The 21,463-nt window shown below is 73.4% G+C and carries 13 protein-coding genes and 1 tRNA gene; 1 reads left to right on the top strand and 13 read right to left on the bottom strand.

Going from position 1 to position 21,463, the window contains the following annotated elements:
* Positions 1-68: 68 nt before the first annotated feature.
* From AB0M99_RS24170 to bldG, 12 genes are all read right to left on the bottom strand, one after another.
* The gene (locus AB0M99_RS24170) at positions 69-386 is read right to left on the bottom strand and encodes a hypothetical protein (RefSeq protein ID WP_365923693.1); all 318 of its coding nucleotides are present in this window, start codon (positions 384-386) and stop codon (positions 69-71) included.
* A gap of 105 nt (positions 387-491) precedes the next feature.
* A tRNA-Thr gene (locus tag AB0M99_RS24165) sits at positions 492-565 on the bottom strand.
* Positions 566-751: 186 nt separating this feature from the next.
* Positions 752-2,317, bottom strand: coding sequence for an alpha/beta hydrolase (locus tag AB0M99_RS24160; protein WP_365923691.1), 1,566 nt, complete (start codon positions 2,315-2,317; stop codon positions 752-754).
* A 262-nt stretch (positions 2,318-2,579) separates the two neighbouring features.
* Entirely contained in the window at positions 2,580-3,791 is a 1,212-nt protein-coding gene (locus AB0M99_RS24155; protein WP_365923689.1) for a DNA polymerase III subunit delta', read from the bottom strand.
* Between the two features lie 113 nt (positions 3,792-3,904).
* A complete protein-coding gene (tmk, locus tag AB0M99_RS24150) occupies positions 3,905-7,165 on the bottom strand; it encodes a dTMP kinase (RefSeq protein ID WP_365923687.1) in 3,261 nt (1,086 codons plus the stop codon).
* 151 nt (positions 7,166-7,316) lie between these two features.
* The gene (topA, locus tag AB0M99_RS24145; protein ID WP_365923685.1) at positions 7,317-10,160 is read right to left on the bottom strand and encodes a type I DNA topoisomerase; all 2,844 of its coding nucleotides are present in this window, start codon (positions 10,158-10,160) and stop codon (positions 7,317-7,319) included.
* 456 nt (positions 10,161-10,616) lie between these two features.
* Entirely contained in the window at positions 10,617-10,814 is a 198-nt protein-coding gene (locus AB0M99_RS24140) for a hypothetical protein (protein ID WP_365923683.1), read from the bottom strand.
* Positions 10,815-10,939: 125 nt separating this feature from the next.
* Positions 10,940-12,454: a class I SAM-dependent methyltransferase gene (locus tag AB0M99_RS24135; RefSeq protein WP_365923681.1), complete on the bottom strand. Its 1,515-nt coding sequence runs from the start codon at positions 12,452-12,454 to the stop codon at positions 10,940-10,942.
* 186 nt (positions 12,455-12,640) lie between these two features.
* Positions 12,641-13,204 carry a small secreted protein gene (locus tag AB0M99_RS24130; RefSeq protein WP_365923679.1) on the bottom strand — a complete coding sequence of 188 codons (564 nt, stop codon included), beginning with the start codon at positions 13,202-13,204 and terminating at the stop codon, positions 12,641-12,643.
* Positions 13,205-13,388: 184 nt separating this feature from the next.
* Positions 13,389-15,794: a sodium-translocating pyrophosphatase gene (locus tag AB0M99_RS24125; protein WP_365923677.1), complete on the bottom strand. Its 2,406-nt coding sequence runs from the start codon at positions 15,792-15,794 to the stop codon at positions 13,389-13,391.
* 558 nt (positions 15,795-16,352) lie between these two features.
* On the bottom strand, positions 16,353-16,793 hold the full coding sequence (locus AB0M99_RS24120; protein ID WP_365923675.1) for an ATP-binding protein: 441 nt from the start codon (positions 16,791-16,793) through the stop codon (positions 16,353-16,355).
* A gap of 120 nt (positions 16,794-16,913) precedes the next feature.
* Entirely contained in the window at positions 16,914-17,255 is a 342-nt protein-coding gene (bldG, locus tag AB0M99_RS24115; RefSeq protein WP_267751850.1) for an anti-sigma factor antagonist BldG, read from the bottom strand.
* A gap of 81 nt (positions 17,256-17,336) precedes the next feature.
* Here bldG and AB0M99_RS24110 point away from each other — a divergent pair, with 81 nt between their 5' ends.
* Positions 17,337-19,790, top strand: coding sequence for a DEAD/DEAH box helicase (locus tag AB0M99_RS24110; RefSeq protein ID WP_365923673.1), 2,454 nt, complete (start codon positions 17,337-17,339; stop codon positions 19,788-19,790).
* Between the two features lie 891 nt (positions 19,791-20,681).
* Here the strand turns inward: AB0M99_RS24110 and AB0M99_RS24105 are convergent.
* The gene (locus tag AB0M99_RS24105; protein ID WP_365923671.1) at positions 20,682-21,026 is read right to left on the bottom strand and encodes an Rv3654c family TadE-like protein; all 345 of its coding nucleotides are present in this window, start codon (positions 21,024-21,026) and stop codon (positions 20,682-20,684) included.
* Between the last annotated feature and the right edge of the window lie 437 nt (positions 21,027-21,463).

Raw genomic sequence — 21,463 nt, 5'->3', positions numbered from 1 at the left:
GCGCCGCCGGCGTGCCCTCCGAAGCCTGAGCAACCAGCCGCCAACGGCTTCCTCACGCCCTCAGACGATCACCCCACCGACAACGTGACAGCACCCGCCGGCAATGCCTTTGGGGCGTCACCAAAACCTCCGCGCAGAGGACTGCCCCATGCACCACGACCGCTGGAATCCGGGAACCGTCCGGTCACCTCGTTCTCGTTCTGGCCCAGATCGATCTCGATCGACAGCGGGTCTTCGCCGCCGTCCAACAGATCGCCGACTCCTGGCGAAAGCCACCCGGCACCACGGGCGATGCGCTTGACCGCCTGGAGCGAGACGGCCTCCTGGAGTCGGCCGCCGCTCTTCGCGCCGTTGATCCCGACACAGTCCCCGCATCCAGCGCTCACGCATGCTCACGCACGGGGTTCCCAACCCCCGCCGCCGCATGCCCGCATTGGTAAAGGGCATGAAAAAGCCCCAGGTCACGGCGAGTGAGTCCTGGGGCTAATCCGAGCCGCCTTCGGGATTCGAACCCGAGACCTACGCATTACGAGTGCGTTGCTCTGGCCAACTGAGCTAAGGCGGCACCGCTGGGAAGACAAGAATTTCCCTGGTGGGAGGCTCTCATCAGCAGCGGCGCCAAGTCTACAGGGTTAAACGGGGTGCCCCGAACCGGGCTGCGGGAGGGGCCGGAGCCCGGTCCCGTACCGGTACAAGGTGCGGCATAACCGGCGTCGCACGCCGGTCAGCTCCCAGCTCGGCGTGGCGCGGCCTAGCACTTCTTGCCGTCCGCCGGGGCCTTGCCCTCCAGCAGGTAGGTGTTGATCGCCGTGTCGATGCAGTCGCTGCCGCGCCCGTACGCCGTGTGCCCGTCGCCGTCGTAGGTGAGCAGCACCCCCGAGTCGAGCTGCTTCGCCAGAGCCTGGGCCCACTTGTACGGGGTCGCCGGGTCGCGGGTCGTGCCGACCACCACGATCGGCGCGGCGCCCTTCGCGGCGATCGGGCCGGCCTTGCCCGTCGCCTTCACCGGCCAGTACGCGCAGTTCAGCGAGGCCCAGGCCAGGCCCGGGCCGAAGACCGGGGAGGCCTTCTCGAAGGAGGGCAGGGCCGCTTCGACCGCCTCCGGCCCGGCGAAGGCCGGGGGCTGGTCGAGGCAGTTGACGGCGGCGTTCGCGTACATCAGGTTGGCGTACTTGCCGTCCGGCTCGCGCTCGTAGTAGCTGTCCGCGAGGCCCAGCAGCCCCGAGCCGTCGCCGTCCATCGCCGCCGCGAGCGACTCGCGCAGCTGCGGCCAGGCGTTCTCGTCGTACAGCGCCGCGATCACCCCGGTGGTCGCGAGGGACTCGCCCAGCGGCCGGTCGTCGTCGCCGCTGGGCACCGGCTGGGCGTCGACCTTGCGGAAGAACTCCTTCAGGCGCGCCGCCACCGCGTCGGGACCGCCCCGCCCCAGCGGGCAGTCCGGCTGCTTCGCGCAGTCCTTGGCGAAGGCGCGGAAGGCCGTCTCGAAGCCCTCGGTCTGGTCCCGGTTCAGTTCGAGCGCGGGCCGGGAGGGGTCCATCGCGCCGTCGAGCACCAGTCGGCCGACGCGGCCCGGGAAGAGCTCCGCGTACGTCGCCCCGAGGAAGGTGCCGTACGAGGCCCCCACGTACGTCAGCTTCTCGTCGCCCAGCACCCCGCGCAGCAGGTCCATGTCCCGGGCGGCGTCCACGGTGGAGACGTGCGGCAGGACCCGCGCCGAGCGCGCCTGGCAGCCGGCCGCGAACTCCTTGAACGCGGCCACCAGCAGGCTCCGCTCCGCCGCATTGTCCGGCGTCTGGTCGACCTGCGTGTACTTGTCCATGGCCGGGCCGGTGAGGCACTGGACGGGACTGCTGCGGTCCACGCCGCGCGGGTCGAAGGAGACCATGTCGTACGCGGCGCGCACCGGCGCCGGATAGCCGATGCCCGCGTACGCCTGCAGGTACCCGATCCCGGAGCCGCCCGGACCGCCGGGGTTGACCACCAGCGAGCCGAGCCGCTTGCCGGGGCTGGTGGCGGGGCGGCGGGCCACCGCGATCTCGATGTCCCCGGCCTCGGGGCGGGCGTAGTCGAGCGGGGCCTTCATCGTGGAGCACTGGAAGCCCGGGACACCGCAGTCGCGCCAGCTCAGCTTCTGGTCGTAGTACGGGCGCAGCGCGGCCGGGATCGCGGTCGGTGCGGCCGAACCACTGCCCGCGTCCCCGGAGGAGGACGCGGCGGCCCGGGATCCCTCCGAACCGCCCGAGGTGCACCCGGAGAGCAGCAGCGCGGCGGCGGCGATCACGGTCCCGGTGGTGCGCAGCACGCGACTGGTGTCCATTCCCGGAGCCTACGGCCTGGGCACCCTCCCGGTACGGCCCGGCCCGGGCCCGCACCGGGCCCGCACCGGGGACGCCCGGCCCACCGCCGCCCGGGCACCCCGTGCCACCCGGCACGGACGGCCACGGACCGCCACGGACGGCCACGGACCGGCCCCGCGGCCCGGACCGCTCGTACGGGTGAAGCCGTCAACGGGAGCCCCGCCGCGCTACCCGCCCCGGGGCCGAGCCGGGGCCGAGCCGAGGGCAGGGGGTCCGGGTCCGTCAGCCCGCGCGCAGCGACATCGTCATCGCCTCGACCGCGAGGAGCGGCGCCACATTGCGGTCCAGGGCCTCCCGGCAGGCGATGATCGCCTCGATCCGGCGCAGGGTCCGCTCGGGACCCGACTCGCGGGCGATCCGGTCGAGGTCCGGCCGTATCTCCTCGTTGGCGATGGCCACGGAGGAGCCGAGCTGGAGCGCCAGCACGTCCCGGTAGAAGCCGGTGAGGTCGGTCAGGGCCAGGTCGAGGCTGTCGCGCTGGGTGCGGGTGCGGCGGCGCTTCTGCCGGTCCTCCAGCTCCTTCATCACGCCCGCCGTGCCGCGCGGCATGCGCCCGCCGGTGCCGGCAGCGGCGCCGAGCGCCGCGCGCAGCTCCTCGGTCTCCTTGGTGTCGACCTCCTCCGCGACCTGCTTGGCATCCTCGGCGGCGGCGTCCACGAGCTCCTGCGCGGCCTTGAGGCAGCCGCCCACGTCGTCCACGCGGAGCGGGAGCCTCAGCACGGACGCCCGACGCGTCCGAGCGGCCTCGTCGGTGGCGAGCCGGCGGGCCCGGCCGATGTGGCCCTGGGTCGCGCGGGCGGCGGCCGCGGCGACCGCGGGCTCGATGCCGTCCCGCCGGACCAGCACGTCCGCGACGGCCGCCACCGGCGGCGTACGCAGCGTCAGGTGCCGGCAGCGGGAGCGGATGGTGGGCAGCACGTCCTCCAGCGAGGGCGCGCACAGCAGCCACACCGTGCGCGGAGCGGGCTCCTCCACGGCCTTGAGCAGTACGTTGCCCGCGCCCTCGGTCAGCCGGTCGGCGTCCTCCAGGACGATGACCTGCCAGCGGCCCACGGCCGGGGAGAGCTGCGCCCGGCGGACCAGGTCGCGGGTCTCCTTCACACCGATGGACAGCAGATCGGTACGGACGATCTCCACGTCGGCGTGCGTGCCGATCAGGGTGGTGTGGCAGCCCTCGCAGAAACCGCAGCCCGGCTCACCCCCGAGGGCGCGGTCGGGGCTGGTGCACTGGAGCGCGGCCGCGAAGGCCCGAGCGGCCGTGGACCGCCCGGAGCCGGGCGGCCCGGTGAACAGCCAGGCATGGGTCATCTTGGACGCGGCGGGCGCCTCGGTCCCGGCCGAGATGGCCGTGACCAGGGCGTCGGCATCGCGGGCGGCGGCGGCCAGCTGCGTCTGGACACGCTCCTGTCCCACCAGGTCGTCCCATACGGGCATCCCGCCCACCGCCTTTCACTTACCGTCCGTGCCGTACCTGTTCACAGTGTGGCGCGCGCCACTGACAATCCCGGACAGCCCGGGCAGCCGGGCCGGCCGCCGGGTCAGCCGGTTCAGGAGCGGCGCGGACGGCGGTCGTCCTCGTCGTCCCGGCGCGGGCCCAGCAGCTCGTCCGCCAGCGTCGGCAGATCGTCCAGCGGGGTTTCCTCGGCCCAGTCCGGGCGCGGCCTGCGCGGCCGGCCGTCGTCGCCGAGGACCGGAAGCTCCCGGGTCGCGTCATTGCCGGAGTCCCGGAAGATGCCCGGCGGCACCCGGTCGGCCGGGTTCTCCTCCGGACGCCGGGCCGTCGGCCGCGAGGCGGACTGGGCGGCCCGCTGAGGACCCTGCGCGGACTGCCCGGACTGCCCGGACTGCGCGTCCCGCACCGGCCGCGCGGGCGCCGCCCCCGTGGGGCGTACGGGCGGCAGTACGGCCGTCTCGTCGGCCGGACCCGTCACGCGGACCGGCGGCAGCACGGAGGTCTCCGCGGCCGGGTCGATCTTCGGCACCGGCACCGTCTCGGTGACGTCGTCCGGCTTCATGACCCGCTTGACCACCGGGGTCTCCACGGTCACGTCCTCGGCCCGCTCCGGAGCCGGGTCCTTGCGCATGCCGACCCTCGGCGCCGGAGCCTCCGCCGCCGAAGTCGAAGCCGAAGCAGGTGCCGAAGGTCCAGAGGCCGGAGCCGGAGCCGGCGCAGAGGCCGCCGCCGTAGCCGCCGCAGCCGCGGCCGCCTTCGCCGCCGCCTCGGCCGCCGCGGCCGCCGCCAGCCGGCGCGCCTCCTCGGCCTTCAGCAGGGCCTCCTCCGCGCGCCGCTGCTTCTCCAGCCGCCGCTCCTCGGCCTCGGCCCGCAGCCGGGCCTCCTCCGCCTCCTGCAGCCGCAGCCGCTCCTGCTCCGCGGCGCGGGCCTTCGCCTCGGCCTCCGCACGCAGCCGCTCGGCCTCGGCCCGGGCCCGGGCCTCCTCCTCGGCGCGCTGCCGCTCCTCCGCCGCCTTGCGGGCGGCCTCGGCCTCGGCCTTGATCCGGGCCTCCTCGGCCTCGCGCGCCTTGCGTGCTTCCTCCTCGGCGCGCAGCCGCTCTTCCTCGGCCTTGCGCGCCGCCTCTTCCTCGGCCTTGCGCTTGGCCTCCGCCTCGGCGAGCCGCCGCGCCTCGAGCTGCGCGGCCACCTCGTCCTCGGACAGCGGGAGCATCCGGTCCAGGCGGTGGCGCACGACGGTGGTGACGGACTCCGGGTCCTGGCCGGCGTCCACCACCAGGTAGCGCCCGGGGTCGGACGCCGCGAGCGTCAGGAACCCGGACCGCACCCGCTGGTGGAATTCCGCGGGCTCCGACTCCAGCCGGTCCGGCGCCTCCGTGAACCGCTCGCGCGCCGCCTCCGGCGACACGTCGAGCAGCACGGTCAGGTTCGGTACGAGCCCGTCGGTGGCCCAGCGCGAGATCCGGGCGATCTCGGTCGGGGACAGGTCGCGGCCCGCGCCCTGGTAGGCCACCGAGGAGTCGATGTAGCGGTCGGAGATGACGACCGCGCCGCGCTCCAGCGCGGGCCGGACGACCGTGTCCACGTGCTCGGCGCGGTCGGCCGCGTAGAGCAGGGCCTCGGCGCGGTTCGACAGCCCGGCGGAGGACACGTCGAGCAGGATCGAGCGCAGCCGCTTGCCGACCGGGGTGGCCCCGGGCTCACGCGTCACCACGACCTCGTGGCCCTTGCCCCGTATCCAGTCGGCCAGCGCCTCCACCTGGGTGGACTTGCCGGCGCCGTCCCCGCCCTCCAGGGCGATGAAGAAGCCGGTGGTGGACGCCGCCTGCGCGGGCTCCCCGCCGCGCAGCGCCTCGCGCAGGTCGCGGCGCAGCGGTACGCCGCCGCGGTCGTCGGCCTTGGCGAGCACCACGACGGCGACGGGCAGCAGCAGGGCGCCGACCAGCATCAGCGTGAATGCGGCGCCGTCGTGCGCGAAGACGACGTCACCGAAAGCGAGGCGGTGCGGGCCGATCGCCGAGGCGAGGACGGGCGCGGCCACGGCCCCCACGGCCACGGCGACCCGTACGACGGCCTGCAGGTGCTCGGTGACCCGGGCCCGGCGGAACTCCTCGGTCTCCTGGTCGAGCAGCGTGTGGCCGGTGTTGGCGGCGACGCCCGCGGCGGTGCCGGCCAGCAGCGACAGGAACAGCACGGTCGCGGTGTCAGGGACCAGCCCGGTCAGCAGCAGCGCGAGCCCGGTGACGCCGACGGCCAGGGCCAGCAGCCTGCGCCGGGACAGCGCCGGGAGCACTTTGCCGGCCTGGGTGGCACGGATGCCGAGGCCGGTGCCGCCGACGAGGGCCAGCACGAGCATCGCGAAGGAGGCCGGGCCGCCGCCGAGGTCGATGGCGTGCAGTACGGCCACGGCGGCGGCGCAGGCCACCGCTCCGGCGACGGCGGCGCAGGCCAGCACGAGCAGCGGGATCGCGCCCGTACGGCCCTTCTCGGGCCGGTCGCCGGTCTTCGGGGCGCGCAGGCCCTCCAGCGGGGAGCGCGGACGCGGGGTCTTGGTGGCGGGCAGCACCAGCGGGAGCAGCAGCGAAACGGACGCCGCGAACAGGCCGGAGGCCACGTACGAGCCCAGCGCGGCCTGGTTCTCGGCGAACCAGCCCACTCCGAGGCCGAGGGCCTTGCCGATCAGGGTCGCGGCGAGCAGCACGGCCGCGGCGGCCGGCATGGCCGCGAAGGCGGTACGCAGGTTCAGCCGGCGCAGCGCGTCGAGGTGGTCCGGCAGCGGCCGTACGGTCGCCCCCTCCGGCGGCGGCGCCGGCAGCAGCGCGGGGGCGGCGCTGTCCTTGGCCACGCTCCACAGCCGCTCGGCGGCGCCGGAGACGAAGACGGTGGCGAGCAGCGCGGTCAGCGCGTGCTCCGGGATCCAGTCGAGCCAGAGCGGGGCGACGACGAAGAGGCCGAGACGGACCCCGTCGGCCCCGATCATCGTCCAGCGGCGGTCCAGCTTCCCGCCCGCGTCCCGGGGCGCGGTGAGCTTGGCCAGCGGGCCCAGCAGCACGGCGCCGAACAGGAGCGTGGCGAGGATCCGGACGCCGAAGACGGCGGCGACGGCCATGGCCCAGCCGCCGTATCCACCGCCGAAGGCGTCCTGGGACACGGCCGCCTGGAAGGCGAGCAGCACCAGCACCAGCAGGGCGAGGGCGTCACCGATGCCGCTCACCAGCTGGGCACTCCACAGCCGGCGCAGCCTGGGCGTGCGCAGCAGGGCGCGCACCGCTCGCTCGCGGGAGTCCGCGGCTAGGGCTTCGTCGTAGGTGGGGGTGGCGGGGGCGGTCACGACCGTTGGCTGCTCGGCTCGCGTCATCCGCCCAGCCTATCCGCTGTGCTTGGCGGGTGCGGAAGCCTGTGGACAACCCCGGGTGTGACCCCGGACCCACCTCGCGCGAACGGGCAGGGCCCCGTGCGTTTCGCACGGGGCCCTGCCCGGAGCCGGGGCCCGGAACCGGGCCGGGAGGCTAGTCGTCCGACGAGGCCGTCGCGGCCGCCTTCGCCGTCGTCTTCTTGGCCGCGGTCTTGGCCGTGGTCTTCTTCGCGGCCGTGGTGGTCTTCTTGGCCGCCGTCTTCTTCGCGGCGGCGGTCTTGGTCGCCGTCGCCTTCTTCGCCGGGGCCTTCTTCGCGGGGGCCTTCTTCGCGGGAGCCTTCTTGGCCGTCTTCTTGGCCGGACCCTTCGCGCGCTTCTCCGCCAGCAGCTCGTAGCCGCGCTCCGGCGTGATCGTCTCGACGTCGTCGTCCCGCCGCAGCGTCGCGTTCGTCTCGCCGTCCGTCACGTACGGGCCGAAGCGGCCGTCCTTGACCACGACCGGCTTCTCGCTCACCGGGTCGGTGCCGAGCTCCTTCAGCGGGGGCTTGGCCGCGGCCCGGCCCCGCTGCTTCGGCTGCGCGTAGATCGCGAGGGCCTCGTCCAGCGTGATCGAGAACAACTGGTCCTCGGTCTCCAGCGACCGCGAGTCCGTGCCCTTCTTCAGGTACGGGCCGTAGCGGCCGTTCTGGGCCGTGATCTCCACACCCTCGGCGTCCGCGCCGACGACCCGCGGCAGGGACATCAGCTTGAGCGCCTCGTCGAGCGTGACCGTGTCCAGGGTCATCGACTTGAACAGCGAGGCCGTGCGCGGCTTGACCGCGTTCTTGCCGGTCTTCGGCGTGCCCTCGGGCAGGATCTCCGTCACGTACGGCCCGTAGCGGCCGTCCTTGGCGACGATCTCGTTGCCGCTGACCGGGTCCTTGCCGAGCTCGAACTCACCGCTCGGCTTCGCGAACAGCTCCTCCGCGTACTCCACCGTCAGCTCGTCCGGAGCCAGGTCGTCGGGCACGTCGGCCCGCTGGTGGCCCTCGGCGTCCTTCTCACCGCGCTCCACGTACGGCCCGTAGCGGCCGACCCGCAGCACGATGTCCTGGCCGACGGGGAAGGAGGAGATCTCCCGGGCGTCGATCGCGCCCAGGTCCGTGACCAGCTCCTTCAGGCCGCCGAGGTGGTCGCCGCCGGCCGGCACGACCTCCGAGGCGTCCTCCGAGCCGAAGTAGAAGCGCTTGAGCCACGGCACGGACTGGGCCTCGCCCTGCGCGATGCGGTCGAGGTCGTCCTCCATCTTCGCGGTGAAGTCGTAGTCGACGAGCCGCCCGAAGTGCGTCTCCAGCAGGTTCACCACGGCGAACGACAGGAAGGACGGCACGAGCGCCGTGCCCTTCTTGAAGACGTAGCCGCGGTCCAGGATCGTGCCGATGATCGACGCGTAGGTCGACGGGCGGCCGATCTCGCGCTCTTCGAGCTCCTTGACCAGCGAGGCCTCGGTGTAGCGGGCCGGCGGCTTGGTCGAGTGACCGTCCGCCGTGATCTCCTCGGCGGACAGCGCGTCGCCCTCCGCGACCTGCGGGAGGCGCTTCTCGCGGTCGTCGAGCTCGGCGTTCGGGTCGTCCGCGCCCTCGACGTACGCCTTCATGAAGCCGTGGAAGGTGATCGTCTTGCCGGAGGCGGTGAACTCCGCGTCCCGGCCGTCGGAGGCGAGGCCGCCGATCTTCACGGTGACGGAGTTGCCGACCGCGTCCTTCATCTGGGAGGCGACGGTCCGCTTCCAGATGAGCTCGTACAGGCGGAACTGGTCGCCGGTCAGACCCGTCTCGGCCGGGGTGCGGAAACGATCACCCGAAGGACGGATCGCCTCGTGCGCCTCCTGCGCGTTCTTGACCTTGCCCGCGTAGACGCGCGGCTTCTCCGGCAGGTAGTCGGCCCCGTAGAGCTGCGTGACCTGCGCCCGCGCCGCCGACACCGCGGTGTCGGAGAGCGTCGTGGAGTCCGTACGCATATAGGTGATGAAGCCGTTCTCGTACAGCTTCTGCGCCACCTGCATGGTCGCCTTCGCACCGAAGCCCAGCTTGCGCGAGGCCTCCTGCTGCAGCGTCGTCGTACGGAACGGGGCGTACGGGGAGCGGCGGTACGGCTTGGACTCGACCGAGCGGACGGCGAACGCGGTCTGCCCCAGCGCGGCGGCGAGCGCCCGGGCGTTTGCCTCGTCGAGGTGCAGCACCTCGCTCTTGAGCTGACCCGTCGAACCGAAGTCACGGCCCTGCGCCACGCGCTTGCCGTCCACCGTGTTCAGGCGGGCGACCAGCGTGGACGGGTCCGAGGCGTCACCGGCGCGCCCGGTGGAGAAGGTGCCGGTCAGGTCCCAGTACTCGGCGGAGCGGAAGGCGATGCGCTCGCGCTCCCGCTCGACGACGAGGCGGGTGGCCACGGACTGGACGCGGCCCGCCGACAGCTTCGGCATGACCTTCTTCCACAGGACCGGCGAGACCTCGTAGCCGTAGAGGCGGTCGAGGATGCGGCGGGTCTCCTGGGCGTCGACCATGCGCTGGTTGAGCTCGCGCGGGTTGGCGACGGCGTCGCGGATCGCGTCCTTGGTGATCTCGTGGAAGACCATCCGGTGGACGGGGACCTTGGGCTTGAGGACTTCCTGCAGGTGCCACGCGATGGCTTCGCCCTCGCGGTCCTCATCGGTGGCGAGGAAGAGTTCGTCGGACTCGGCCAGCAGCTCCTTGAGCTTCCTGACCTGGGCCTTCTTATCGGCATTGACCACGTAGATCGGCGCGAAGTCGTGCTCGACGTCCACACCGAGACGGCGGACCTCACCGGTGTACTTGTCGGGAACCTCGGCCGCGCCGCTCGGGAGGTCGCGGATGTGCCCGACGCTCGCCTCGACGACGTATCCGGGGCCGAGGTAGCCCTTGATCGTCTTCGCCTTGGCAGGGGACTCGACGATGACGAGTCGGCGGCCGCCCTTTGCGGTCTCGCTAGTCGGGGACAACTTGGCTCTTCTCTCCGGTCGGCACTCGGTCGCAGTACGGCGACGCTGCGGAGTGTGACGGTACAACCCGCCCCCGTGTCAAACGGCAGAAGCCCGCAACGGCCACTCGAACGGTAACCCGACAAGTGCCATTTCTGCCGCCCGGATGCCGCGCCGGACCCTTGGCGATCACCATGCCGAGTGGCCAAGGGGCCGTCTGGCCCCGCCCCCGCGCCCCGTTTCACCTGGCCTCACGCCGCTCCGGGCGGCCTGACGCGGCGTCGGGGCGGGCCCGGCGCGGCTCACGCGGCTCCGGGCGACTTCACACGGCTCCGGGCGACTTTCGGACGGCTCCGGTCAGCTCGGGGCGTCGTCACCCGGCTCCGGACCGGGCCGGCGTGCGCGCGCCCCGGCGGCTCGTCGTGCGTGCGCCCCGGCGGCTCGTCGTGCGCGCGCCCCGGCTTCACAGCCCCCGTCTCACGCCCGCCCGAGGCACCAGACCCCGAGGGCCAGCGACACCCCGCCGCCCAGCAGTGCCAGCGGCACGGCCACGGCGGGGCGCACGCCCTCGGCCACCGGGGCACGGCGCAGTGCACGCGCCCCGGTCCAGGCCAGCAGAACGGCCCCGAACAGCAGGAACACCGTCGCCGCGAAGAACGCCGGACCGCCTTCCATGCCGCTCCCCCAAACCCGCGGGCCGCTCCCGGGATCCCCCCGGATCCCGCTCCGCAGGAGCCTGCCAGGGGCGGGGGAACAGCGGGCATACCCCGGGTTACATCCCGGGGCCGGCCCGCCGGCGGCTACTTCGCGGGACCCGTCAGCGGCTCCAGGAACCCCTGTTCCACCAGCATCCGGATGGCCTCCGGCGTCCGGTCGCGCAGGACCACCGGGTCCTCCTGCATCAGCTGCGCGATGGCGTCCAGGATCCGGCCCGCGCTGAGTGAGCCGTCACACACTCCTGCGAAGCCCGCCCCGACCGTGTCGACCTTCGTGGCGCGCCGCATTCCGCGGTTCTGCCGGAGCACGACGTGTTCCGGATCCTCCGCGCCGGGCGCGCCGACCTGCTCCTGGACGACCTCTGCGGCCAGCGTGAAGTGGGCCTCCAGCAGGGCCGCGTCGTCGTGGTCCCGCAGGTAGTCCTGGCGGGCGAAGTGGGCCAGGACGGTGTCGCCGAGCGGCTGCTCCACCGAGTGCGGCCACTCCTCGACCACGATCGAGGGCTCGGCCGCGTCGCTGCGGCGCAGGGTGATCCAGCCGAAGCCGACCGCCTTGGTCTTGCGGGCCTCGAACTCGTCCAGCCAGTCCTCGTACCGCCGCGCGTACTCGGCCGGGTCGGTGCGGTGGTCGCCCGCGTCGCGCAGCCACAGCTCCGCGTACTGGGTCACGTCCTGCACGTCACGCTGCACGATCCACGCGTCGCAGCCGCGCGGCACCCAGGAGCGGAGCCGGTCGTGCCAGTCCTCGCCCTCCACGTGCTGCCAGTTGCCGAGGAACTGCGCGTACCCGCCCGGGTTGAGGTGGGCTCCCGCCTCCTGCACCAGCGTCCGGCACAGGTCGTCGCCGCCCATCCCGCCGTCCCGGTACGTGAGGCGGGCGCCGGGGGAGATCACGAAGGGCGGGTTCGACACGATCAGGTCGTACGTCGCGTCCCCCACGGGCTCGAACAGCGACCCGGTGAGCAGCTCGGCCTCCGGAGCCCCGGACAGCGCCAGCGTCAACCGGGTGAACTCCAGGGCCCGGGGGTTGACGTCGGTGGCGGTGACCCGGGTCGCGTGCCGGGTGGCGTGCAGCGCCTGGATGCCGGACCCGGTGCCCAGGTCGAGGGCGCTGCCGACCGGGATGCGGACGGTGACCCCGGCCAGGGTGGTGGAGGCTCCGCCGACGCCGAGGACGACGCCCTCCTCGCGGCTGCCGATCCCGCCGGCCCCGCCGACGGCGCAGCCGAGGTCGGACACGATGAACCAGTCCTCGCCGTCCGGGCCCCCGAACGGGCGCACGTCGACGGTGGCGTGCACCTCGTCGCCCTCCCGGCGCAGCCAGCCGTCGGCCAGCGCCGCCTCGACGGGCAGCGCGGCCGCGGCGTGCACGTACGGCTCCGGCTCCTGGAGCAGGAACAGCCGGATCAGGCTCGCGAGAGAGCCGTCGCCGGCGCCGCGGGTGGCGCGCAGCGCGGGGACCGTCTCGCTGCGGGCCAGCGCGGCGTAGGCGGGGGCGCCGAGCAGTTCGAGCAGCCCGTCGGCGGTGAAGCCGGCGTCGAGCAGGGCGGTCCGCAGCTCGGCGGCGCGGTCGGGCGAGGGAAGGCTGGTGGTACTCACCCGTCCATTGTGGCCGCTGGCGCGGACAATGCCCGCGTCGCGAGGCCCGGACACGCGCCAGGGCGGCCGCGGCCCCCTCGGGGACCCCGGCCGCCCTGGTCGGCGTAAGGCCTGCCGCCCTGGTCGGCGTAAGGCAGCTTGCCGCCCTGGTCGGCGTGCGGCCTGCGCGAGCCGCCGCCGCGCGGCCTACTTCGCCGGCGACGCCGTCGTGACCTGGCAGCCCTTCTGACTGTTCATCGCCTTGTCCAGACCGCCCGCCTTGAGCTGGTCGAGCGCGTCCTTGCCGCCCTTGGTCGCGTCCTCCAGCCCGGCCGCGACGTCCTTGAGCCCCTCGGCGAACTTGCCCTGGTCCTTGGGGTCGAGGGCGTCCATCTTCGTCTTCAGGGCCGTGTAGCCCTGCGAGGTCGACTCGAAGCCCTGGACCGCCGCGGTCTGGGTCGCCTGGCCGTCCTTGACCGGGGGAACTCCCGCCCCCTGCAGGGCCGTACCCATCGCCTTGTACGACGCGGACATGGTCCCGAACGCCGCCGAGTCGGTCGACTGGACCTCCTCGGGCTTGCTGCTCTCGGTGGCCACCCGCTTGATGTCGGCGTTGGCCTGCTCGATCTTCTTCAGTTCGGGCTGCCAGCTGTCGCAGACCTTCTTGGCCCAGGCGTCGGCCTTCTTGTCGCCGTCGTCCCCGCCGCAGCCGGACAGGACGAGCATCAGTACCGCACCGCCTGACACTGCGGCCGCAAGCTTCTTGTTCACCGGATTGGTCCCTTCGAAGGCTCTCGGCCCGGAAGATACACGCCTGCCATCCGGGGACACGCAACGGCGGACGGACGGCGCGTCAGTCCGCGCCGCCCGTCCGCCGTTCGGGCGTACGACCGAGCCCGTCCGACTCCCGGTCAGACCCTGCCCGGCCGCTGCCCGATCGTTGCCCGTGCCCGGCCTACGAGGAGACCACCGCGGCGTCGGCCGACTGGGCCACCCGCTCGGCGGGCACCGTCCCGCTCTCGTCGCCGACCGCGATGCCGCGGCGCTTGGAGACGTACACCGCGCCGACGATGACGCCGATCGCGAGGACCGCGACGATCGCCCGCACGGTCGGGTTGGTGTCCGCGCCGTAGCTGAACTGCACGACGGCCGGGGCGATCAGCAGGGCCACCAGGTTCATGACCTTGAGCAGCGGGTTGATGGCCGGACCGGCGGTGTCCTTGAACGGGTCGCCGACCGTGTCCCCGATGACGACCGCCTCGTGGGCCGCACTGCCCTTGCCGCCGTGGTGCCCGTCCTCGACGAGCTTCTTCGCGTTGTCCCACGCACCACCGGAGTTGGCGAGGAAGACCGCCATCAGGGTGCCGGTGCCGATGGCTCCGGCCAGGAAGGAGCCGAGCGCGCCGACACCGAGCGAGAACCCGACGGCGATCGGCGTGAGGACGGCGAGCAGGCCGGGCGTGGCGAGCTCGCGCAGCGCGTCCTTGGTGCAGATGTCCACGACGCGCCCGTACTCGGGCTTCTCGCTGTAGTCCATGATCCCGGGGTGCTCGCGGAACTGGCGGCGCACCTCGTAGACGACCGCGCCCGCGGAGCGGGATACGGCGTTGATGGCGAGGCCGGAGAACAGGAACACGACCGCCGCGCCCAGGATCAGCCCGACGAGGTTGTTGGGCTGCGCGATGTCCAGGCTGAGGTTCATCTCCCCCGCCTTGGCTCCGACTTCCTTGACCGCGGTGGCGATGGCGTCGTTGTACGAGCCGAAGAGCGCGGCCGCGGCGAGCACGGCGGTGGCGATGGCGATGCCCTTGGTGATGGCCTTGGTGGTGTTGCCCACCGCGTCCAGGTCGGTCAGGACCTGCGCGCCGGCGCCCTCGACGTCGCCGGACATCTCGGCGATGCCCTGGGCGTTGTCGGAGACGGGCCCGAAGGTGTCCATGGCGACGATGACGCCGACCGTGGTGAGCAGACCGGTGCCGGCCAGGGCCACGGCGAACAGCGCCAGCATGATCGACGTGCCGCCGAGCAGGAACGCCCCGTAGACCCCGAGGCCGATGAGGAGCGCCGTGTAGACGGCGGACTCCAGGCCCACGGAGATGCCGGCGAGCACGACGGTCGCCGCGCCGGTGAGGGAGGACTTGCCGATGTCCCGGACGGGACGGCGGTTGGTCTCGGTGAAGTAGCCGGTCAGCTGCTGGATCAGGGCCGCGAGCACGATGCCGATGGCGACGGCGACGACGGCCAGGATGCGCGGGTCACCGGAGTGGTTGGTGATCGCGGGGTTCTCGACGCCCACGAGCTCCTTGTAGGTGGCCGGCAGGTACGCGTAGACGGCGATGGCGACGAGTACGAGCGAGATCACGGCGGAGATGAAGAAGCCGCGGTTGATGGCGGTCATGCCGCTGCGGTCGGTACGGCGCGGGGAGACCGCGAAGATGCCGATCATCGCCGTGATCACACCGATGGCGGGGACGATCAGCGGGAAGGCGAGGCCCAGGTCGCCGAAGGCGGCCTTGCCGAGGATGAGCGCGGCCACCAGGGTGACGGCGTAGGACTCGAAGAGGTCGGCGGCCATTCCGGCGCAGTCTCCGACGTTGTCGCCCACGTTGTCGGCGATGGTCGCGGCATTGCGCGGGTCGTCCTCCGGAATGCCCTGCTCGACCTTGCCGACCAGGTCGGCGCCGACGTCGGCGGCCTTGGTGAAGATGCCGCCGCCCACGCGCATGAACATCGCGATCAGGGCGGCTCCGAGGCCGAAGCCCTCCAGGACCTTGGGGGCGTCGGCGGCGTAGACCAGGACGACGCAGGAGGCGCCGAGCAGGCCGAGGCCGACGGTGAACATGCCCACCACGCCGCCGGTGCGGAAGGCGATCCGCATGGCCTTGTGGGAGACCTCGGTCAGGTCCTTGGCGGGCTCGCCCTCGGCGGGGGTGGCCTCGCGGGCGGCCGCGGCGACGCGGACGTTGGCGCGGACCGCGAGGCGCATGCCGATGTAGCCGGTGGCCGCCGAGAAGATGGCGCCGACGAGGAAGAAGGCGGAACGTCCCGCCCGCTGCGTCCAGTCGTCGGCGGGCAGCAGGAACAGCAGGAAGAAGACCACGACGGCGAAGACGCCGAGGGTGCGCAACTGGCGGCCGAGGTAGGCGTTGGCGCCTTCCTGGACGGCTGCGGCGATCTTCTTCATGCTGTCGGTTCCCTCGTCGGCGGAGAGGACCTGGCGGACCAGGATCTGCGCGACGACGAGCGCGGCCAGTGCCACGGCCGCAATGACGATCACGATGAGCCGATTGTCATCGGTGAGTACTGCGGATGCCAGATCAGTGGTGCGATCGGGCGCGATAGGGGTGAAGAGCCCCGTCATTCGTCCTCCTTGACGTGATGAGCTCAAGATGTGGACGGATTGTAGGGAGCGCACCCTGATCAAAACAGTGCGCGGGAAACGGAATTGGCCTGCTCTTGCTCCTCAGCAATAGATCGCGTCACTCCATTACCCTCGAAAGGGGTAATGGGACAAAGGCATTGACGCCTGGTCATTGATCTAGGAATTCGCGCGAGGGCGGCGCGGAAACGCAAAAGAGGCCCTGCTCAGCAGGGCCGGGATAAAGATCGGAAGATACGACGACCCGCGCGCGCGGCGGCGTCGGACGACGGGTCCGGGGCGACCGGGAGACGATCCGCAGACGGGCTGAGCCCAAGCGACGGACGGCCAGCAGACGGCCAACCGACGCACGTTCGGGCGGGCAGGCGGGAGCACGGGTCAGACGGGCGGGTCAGACGGGCGGGTCAGACGGGCGGGTCAGACGGGCAGCACAAAAGGCGCCGGGGCCACGGGCCCGGCGCGATACCGGCGGTCCGGGCGAACCCGGCCGCAGGAGGTCCTGTCCTGACGTCTCGCGCCTTACGCCTGACGCCCGACGCCTTACGGAAGCTCGGAGACCCCGGCGACGGGCCAGCTCATCCGGATGGTCCCGCCCGCTTCCCCACTGGTCACCTCGACGTCGTCGACGAGCCCGCTGATCACGGCGAGGCCCATCTCGTCCTCGCCCTCGATGTCCGGGTCCAGGACGGCGTCGATGCCGGCCACGGCGTCGGCCGGGCCTCCGGGCGGCCCGGGAACCTCGTCGCCGACCTCGATGGAGAACACCTTCTCCTCCTCGGTCAGTACGACCCGGACGGGCGCGGTCAGCCCGTTGCTGCGGTGCAGTCCGACGGCGCGCGAGCAGGCCTCGCCCACGGCGAGGCGGACCTCGTCGAGGACGGCTTCCTCCACGCCGGCCCGCCGCGCCACGGCGGCCGCGACCAGGCGGGCCGTCCTGACGTGTTCGGGCTGGGCGCTGAAGCGCAGTTCAACGGTGGCCATGCGCGTCCCCCTCGGACTACGGGCGTGCCTTGCAGGGGCCCGGACCGCCTGTGGCCCGGTGCCCCCCGCTCCTCATGCGGCTCATCGGCGGCTGCCCGCCGGGCGGCCGCCGGGAAGCCGTCAGTCGGTGGCGCTGACGGCGTCCTCCACCGAGGTGTGGATGGGGAACACCTTGGTCAGGCCGGTGATGCGGAAGATCTTCAGGATGCGCTCCTGGTTGCAGACCAGACGCAGCGAGCCCTCGTGCGCGCGGACGCGCTTGAGGCCTCCCACGAGCACACCAAGCCCGGTGGAGTCGAGGAAGTCCACTCGCTCCATGTCGACAACCAAGTGGTAGCTGCCGTCGTTCACCAACTCGACCAACTGCTCGCGCAGCTTGGGCGCGGTATACACATCAATCTCGCCACCGACCTCCACGACCGTACGGTCGCCGACAGTGCGAGTCGACAGGGACAGGTCCACGGATCCTCCAGCACCTTGCTATCGAGCGGCGCCCCCCAGGGGCCTCCCCACCCGAAGGTAGGCGAGGGATTGGCTGCCGCGATGGCATTCAATCACTTACCGGCAGGCGCGCACGACGCCTTGGGACCATTGTCCCGCACGCCAGTGACACACTCGGTTCCAATGGCCAATACTCACCGCCCCGGTCGGCCCACGGCACCCGTGGACCCACGACCCACCCCCGGCACGGTCCTGGACCGGCTGGCAGGGGGGTCTTCCCGGGCTGCGCGCATCACCCATACGGAGCACTTGCCCCCTCGGGCGGGCCGTCATGCAGTCTGGCCCGACCGCATCCGAACTGATGTCGTAGCCGCCATCCAGGCAGCCGGCATCGACCATCCGTGGGAACATCAGGCCGCGGCGGCCGAGCACGCCCTCGACGGCGAGTCGGTGGTCGTCGCGACCGGCACCGCCTCGGGCAAGTCCCTGGCGTACCTGGCCCCCGTGCTCTCCGCCCTCGCGGACGGCGCCGAGGCCCCCAACGGACGGGGTGCGACCGCCCTGTACCTGGCCCCGACCAAGGCCCTGGCCGCCGACCAGCGGCGCGCCGTACGGGAACTGGCCGCCCCGCTGGGCAACGCGATCCGCCCCGCCGTCTACGACGGCGACACCCCCGTCGAGGAACGCGAGTGGGTGCGCCAGTACGCCAACTACGTCCTCACCAACCCCGACATGCTGCACCGCGGGATCCTGCCCGCCCACCCCCGCTGGTCCTCCTTCCTGCGGGCCCTGCGCTACGTGGTGATCGACGAGTGCCACAGCTACCGGGGAGTCTTCGGCTCCCATGTCGCCCAGGTCCTGCGCCGGCTGCGGCGGCTGTGCGCCCGCTACGGCTCCGAACCCGTCTTCCTGCTGGCCTCCGCCACCGCGAGCGACCCGGCGGCCGCCGCGTCCCGCCTGACGGGCCTGCCGGTCGTCGAGGTCGCCGACGACGCCTCCCCGCGCGGCGAGGTCGTCTTCGCCCTGTGGGAGCCGCCCCTGACCGACCTCAAGGGCGAGAAGGGCGCCCCCGTGCGCCGTACGGCCACGGCCGAGACGGCGAGCCTCCTCACCGACCTGGTCGTCCAGGGCGTCCGCACGGTCGCCTTCGTCCGCTCCCGGCGCGGCGCCGAGCTGATCGCCGTCATCGCCCAGGAACGGCTCGCCGAGGTGGACCGCTCACTGCCCCGGCGGGTCGCGGCCTACCGGGGCGGCTACCTGCCCGAGGAGCGCCGCGCCCTGGAGCGGGCCCTGCACTCCGGGGAACTGCTGGGGCTGGCCGCCACGACCGCCCTGGAGCTCGGCGTGGACGTCTCCGGGCTGGACGCCGTACTGATCACCGGCTACCCCGGCACCCGGGCCTCCCTGTGGCAGCAGGCCGGCCGCGCCGGGCGCTCGGGCCAGGGGGCCCTGGCCGTGCTGATCGCCCGCGACGACCCGCTCGACACGTACCTCGTCCACCACCCGGAGGCGCTGTTCCGCCAGCCGGTCGAGGCCACGGTCCTGGACCCGGACAACCCGTACGTCCTGGCCCCGCACCTGTGCGCGGCCGCGGCCGAGATCCCCCTGACCGAGGCGGACCTCGACCTCTTCGGCCCGGCGGCCCGGGAACTGCTGCCCCAGCTGGAGGCCGCCAAGCTGCTGCGCCGCCGGGCGACGGCCTGGCACTGGACCCGCCGTGAGCGGGCCTCGGACCTGACCGACATCCGGGGCGACGGCGGCCGCCCCGTGCAGATCGTCGAGGTCGCCACGGGCCGGCTGCTGGGCACGGTCGACGAGTCCGCCGCCCACACCGGCGTCCACGACGGGGCGGTCCACCTCCACCAGGGCCGCACGTATCTCGTGAAGCACCTGGACCTGGAGGACTCGGTGGCCCTGGTGGAGGAGTCCAGCCCGCCCTTCTCCACCACCGCCCGCGATACCACCTCGATCTCGGTCCTGGAGACCGAGACGGAGGTCCCGTGGGGCCGGGGCCGGCTCTGCTTCGGCTCCGTCGAGGTCACCAACCAGGTCGTCTCCTACCTGCGCCGCAAGCTGATCACCGGCGAGGTCCTCGGCGAGACCAAGCTGGACCTGCCGCCCCGCACCCTGCGCACGCGGGCCGTGTGGTGGACGGTCACCGAGGACCAGCTCGACGAGGCCCGGATCAACCCGGAGATCCTCGGCGGCGCCCTGCACGCCGCCGAGCACGCCTCCATCGGCCTGCTGCCGCTCTTCGCCACCTGCGACCGCTGGGACATCGGCGGGGTCTCCGTCCCGCTGCATCCCGACACCCTCCTCCCGACGGTCTTCGTCTACGACGGCCACCCCGGCGGCGCCGGATTCGCCGAGCGCGCCTTCCACACGGCCCACGCCTGGCTGAGCGCGACCCGCGACGCCATCGCCGCCTGCGAATGCGAGGCCGGCTGCCCTTCCTGCATCCAGTCCCCCAAATGCGGCAACGGCAACGACCCCCTCCACAAACGCGGCGCCATCCGCCTCCTGACCCACCTCCTCAAGGACTCCCCCCACCACTAGCCCCGCCCTGAACCCGCCCCGGCCCGCGGCCCACCCCGCTCCGTGGAGCCCCGAACGGACACCGGGCGCACGGCCCCACCCCCGAGCCACGGAGCCCCGGGCCCGGGCCAAGGGCTGCCGTGGGCTCGGCGTGGGCACGACCCGGGCCAGCCCCACGCCGCGGCACCCCGGCCCGCCACGGGCCAAGAGCTGCACCACGCCAAGCCCCCACGACCCGGGCCAGTCCCACACCGCAGCACCCCGGCCCGCCACGGGCCAAGAGCTGCACCACGCCAAGCCCCCACAGCCCGGGCCGGTCCCGAGGTGCCGGGCTACCGGCCCGGCGGCCGGTCCGGGGACCCGGGCCGCGGCCATCCCAAACCCGGGGCAGCCCGGGTCGGCACCCGACTCCAGGCCGGTGCTGGCCCCGGCCGACGCCGAGTCCGTGGCACCAACGGGCATAGCGCGACCGCGCGAGCGGACCGGCACTGGTCCTGGCAGCCCCAAGGCCCACCGGCGCCGGAATCCAGATCCGTACAGGTCCGGGCCGACACCACGGTGCGAACCCACACCAGGCGTGGGCCCCGCGCCCACGTGCGGGCCAGAACTGGTCCACCCCAGCACCCGAGCCGGAACCACGGTCGGGGCCGGCACGGGAGCCCAGGCCGGTATTCACCCGGGCCGACACCCGGTGCGGGCCGGTACGGTGCCGGACCCAGTCCCGAGCCGCAACCACGCTCTGGGCCGGAGCCCAGTGCCCCGGATCGGACCCCGGGTCGGGCCAGAACCGGAGTCCGGGCTCGCAGCAGGGCCGGACCCTGTCCTTACCCGGGCCGACTGGCGGGGCCCGCGACCGTGCCGTACCAGGGCCCTGGGTTGGGGCGGTGTCAGTGCCCGGGACGGGGCTTCGGCTCAGGTCGGGGGCCCAGCCGGGGTGGGCCGCTGGCCCGGTATGGCTCGGCCGTCCGGTGGCGGCAGGGGCGGGCCCGCCCGGGCGCGGATCGGCGGTGTGAACGGGCCAGACGCCACGCGGGCCGTGACCTGCGCCGTCTCTCCCGCCACCACGCACCCGGTGAGCCGCGCACCCTGCGCCACGGCAACCCGTACCGCCGTGGCACAGGCGGCCTCCGGGCCGTGGGTCCAGCTCGCCGCGGCCGCGAGGGCCGCCAGGTCGGCGGCCGCCGCCGCCCGGTGGCGGGCCACGACGGCCTGGCCGAGCAGGAGAACTCCGCCGAACACCGCCCCGAGCACGGTCACCACTAGCGCCGCCCAAACCGTCGCCGACCCCCGTTCCCCAGCCCGACCCCGGGCCGGACCCATGAGGCGACTCACGGCCCGGTCCCAAGCCCGCTTCCCGGCCCCGCCCAGGACCCGGCCCCCAGACCAGCCCGAGACCCGGCCTGCCGCCCAGCGCAGGACCCAGCTCCGGGCCCAGCGCTGCCCCCGGTCAGGGGACCGGCCCCCTGACCGCCCCACGGCCCGCCTCGGGGGCCAACCCGCGGCCCAGCCCACGGACCAGTCCACAGCCCGGCTCACGGACCAACACGCGGCCCAGCCCACGGACCAGTCCACAGCCCGGCTCACGGACCAACACGTGGCCCAGCCCGCGGACCGGTTCGGGCCCGGGCCCACGGACCAGCCCAGATGCCGGCTCCCGGCCCGGTTCGGGGACGGGCCCCCGGACCGCCTCACGG

It is taken from the genome of Streptomyces sp. NPDC051183, from assembly GCF_040682455.1.
Taxonomy (GTDB): Bacteria; Actinomycetota; Actinomycetes; order Streptomycetales; family Streptomycetaceae; genus Streptomyces.
This window is presented reverse-complemented; position numbering and strand designations above follow the sequence as displayed.

Bases quoted from the DNA above. Each gene is read 5' to 3' on its own strand.
- tmk (WP_365923687.1), bottom strand. From the start codon at position 7,165: ATGACGCGAGCCGAGCAGCCAACGGTCGTGACCGCCCCCGCCACCCCC.
- AB0M99_RS24155 (WP_365923689.1), bottom strand. From the start codon at position 3,791: ATGCCCGTATGGGACGACCTGGTGGGACAGGAGCGTGTCCAGACGCAG.
- AB0M99_RS24110 (WP_365923673.1), top strand. From the start codon at position 17,337: ATGGCATTCAATCACTTACCGGCAGGCGCGCACGACGCCTTGGGACCA.
- AB0M99_RS24140 (WP_365923683.1), bottom strand. From the start codon at position 10,814: ATGGAAGGCGGTCCGGCGTTCTTCGCGGCGACGGTGTTCCTGCTGTTC.
- AB0M99_RS24120 (WP_365923675.1), bottom strand. From the start codon at position 16,793: ATGGCCACCGTTGAACTGCGCTTCAGCGCCCAGCCCGAACACGTCAGG.
- AB0M99_RS24160 (WP_365923691.1), bottom strand. From the start codon at position 2,317: ATGGACACCAGTCGCGTGCTGCGCACCACCGGGACCGTGATCGCCGCC.
- AB0M99_RS24125 (WP_365923677.1), bottom strand. From the start codon at position 15,794: ATGACGGGGCTCTTCACCCCTATCGCGCCCGATCGCACCACTGATCTG.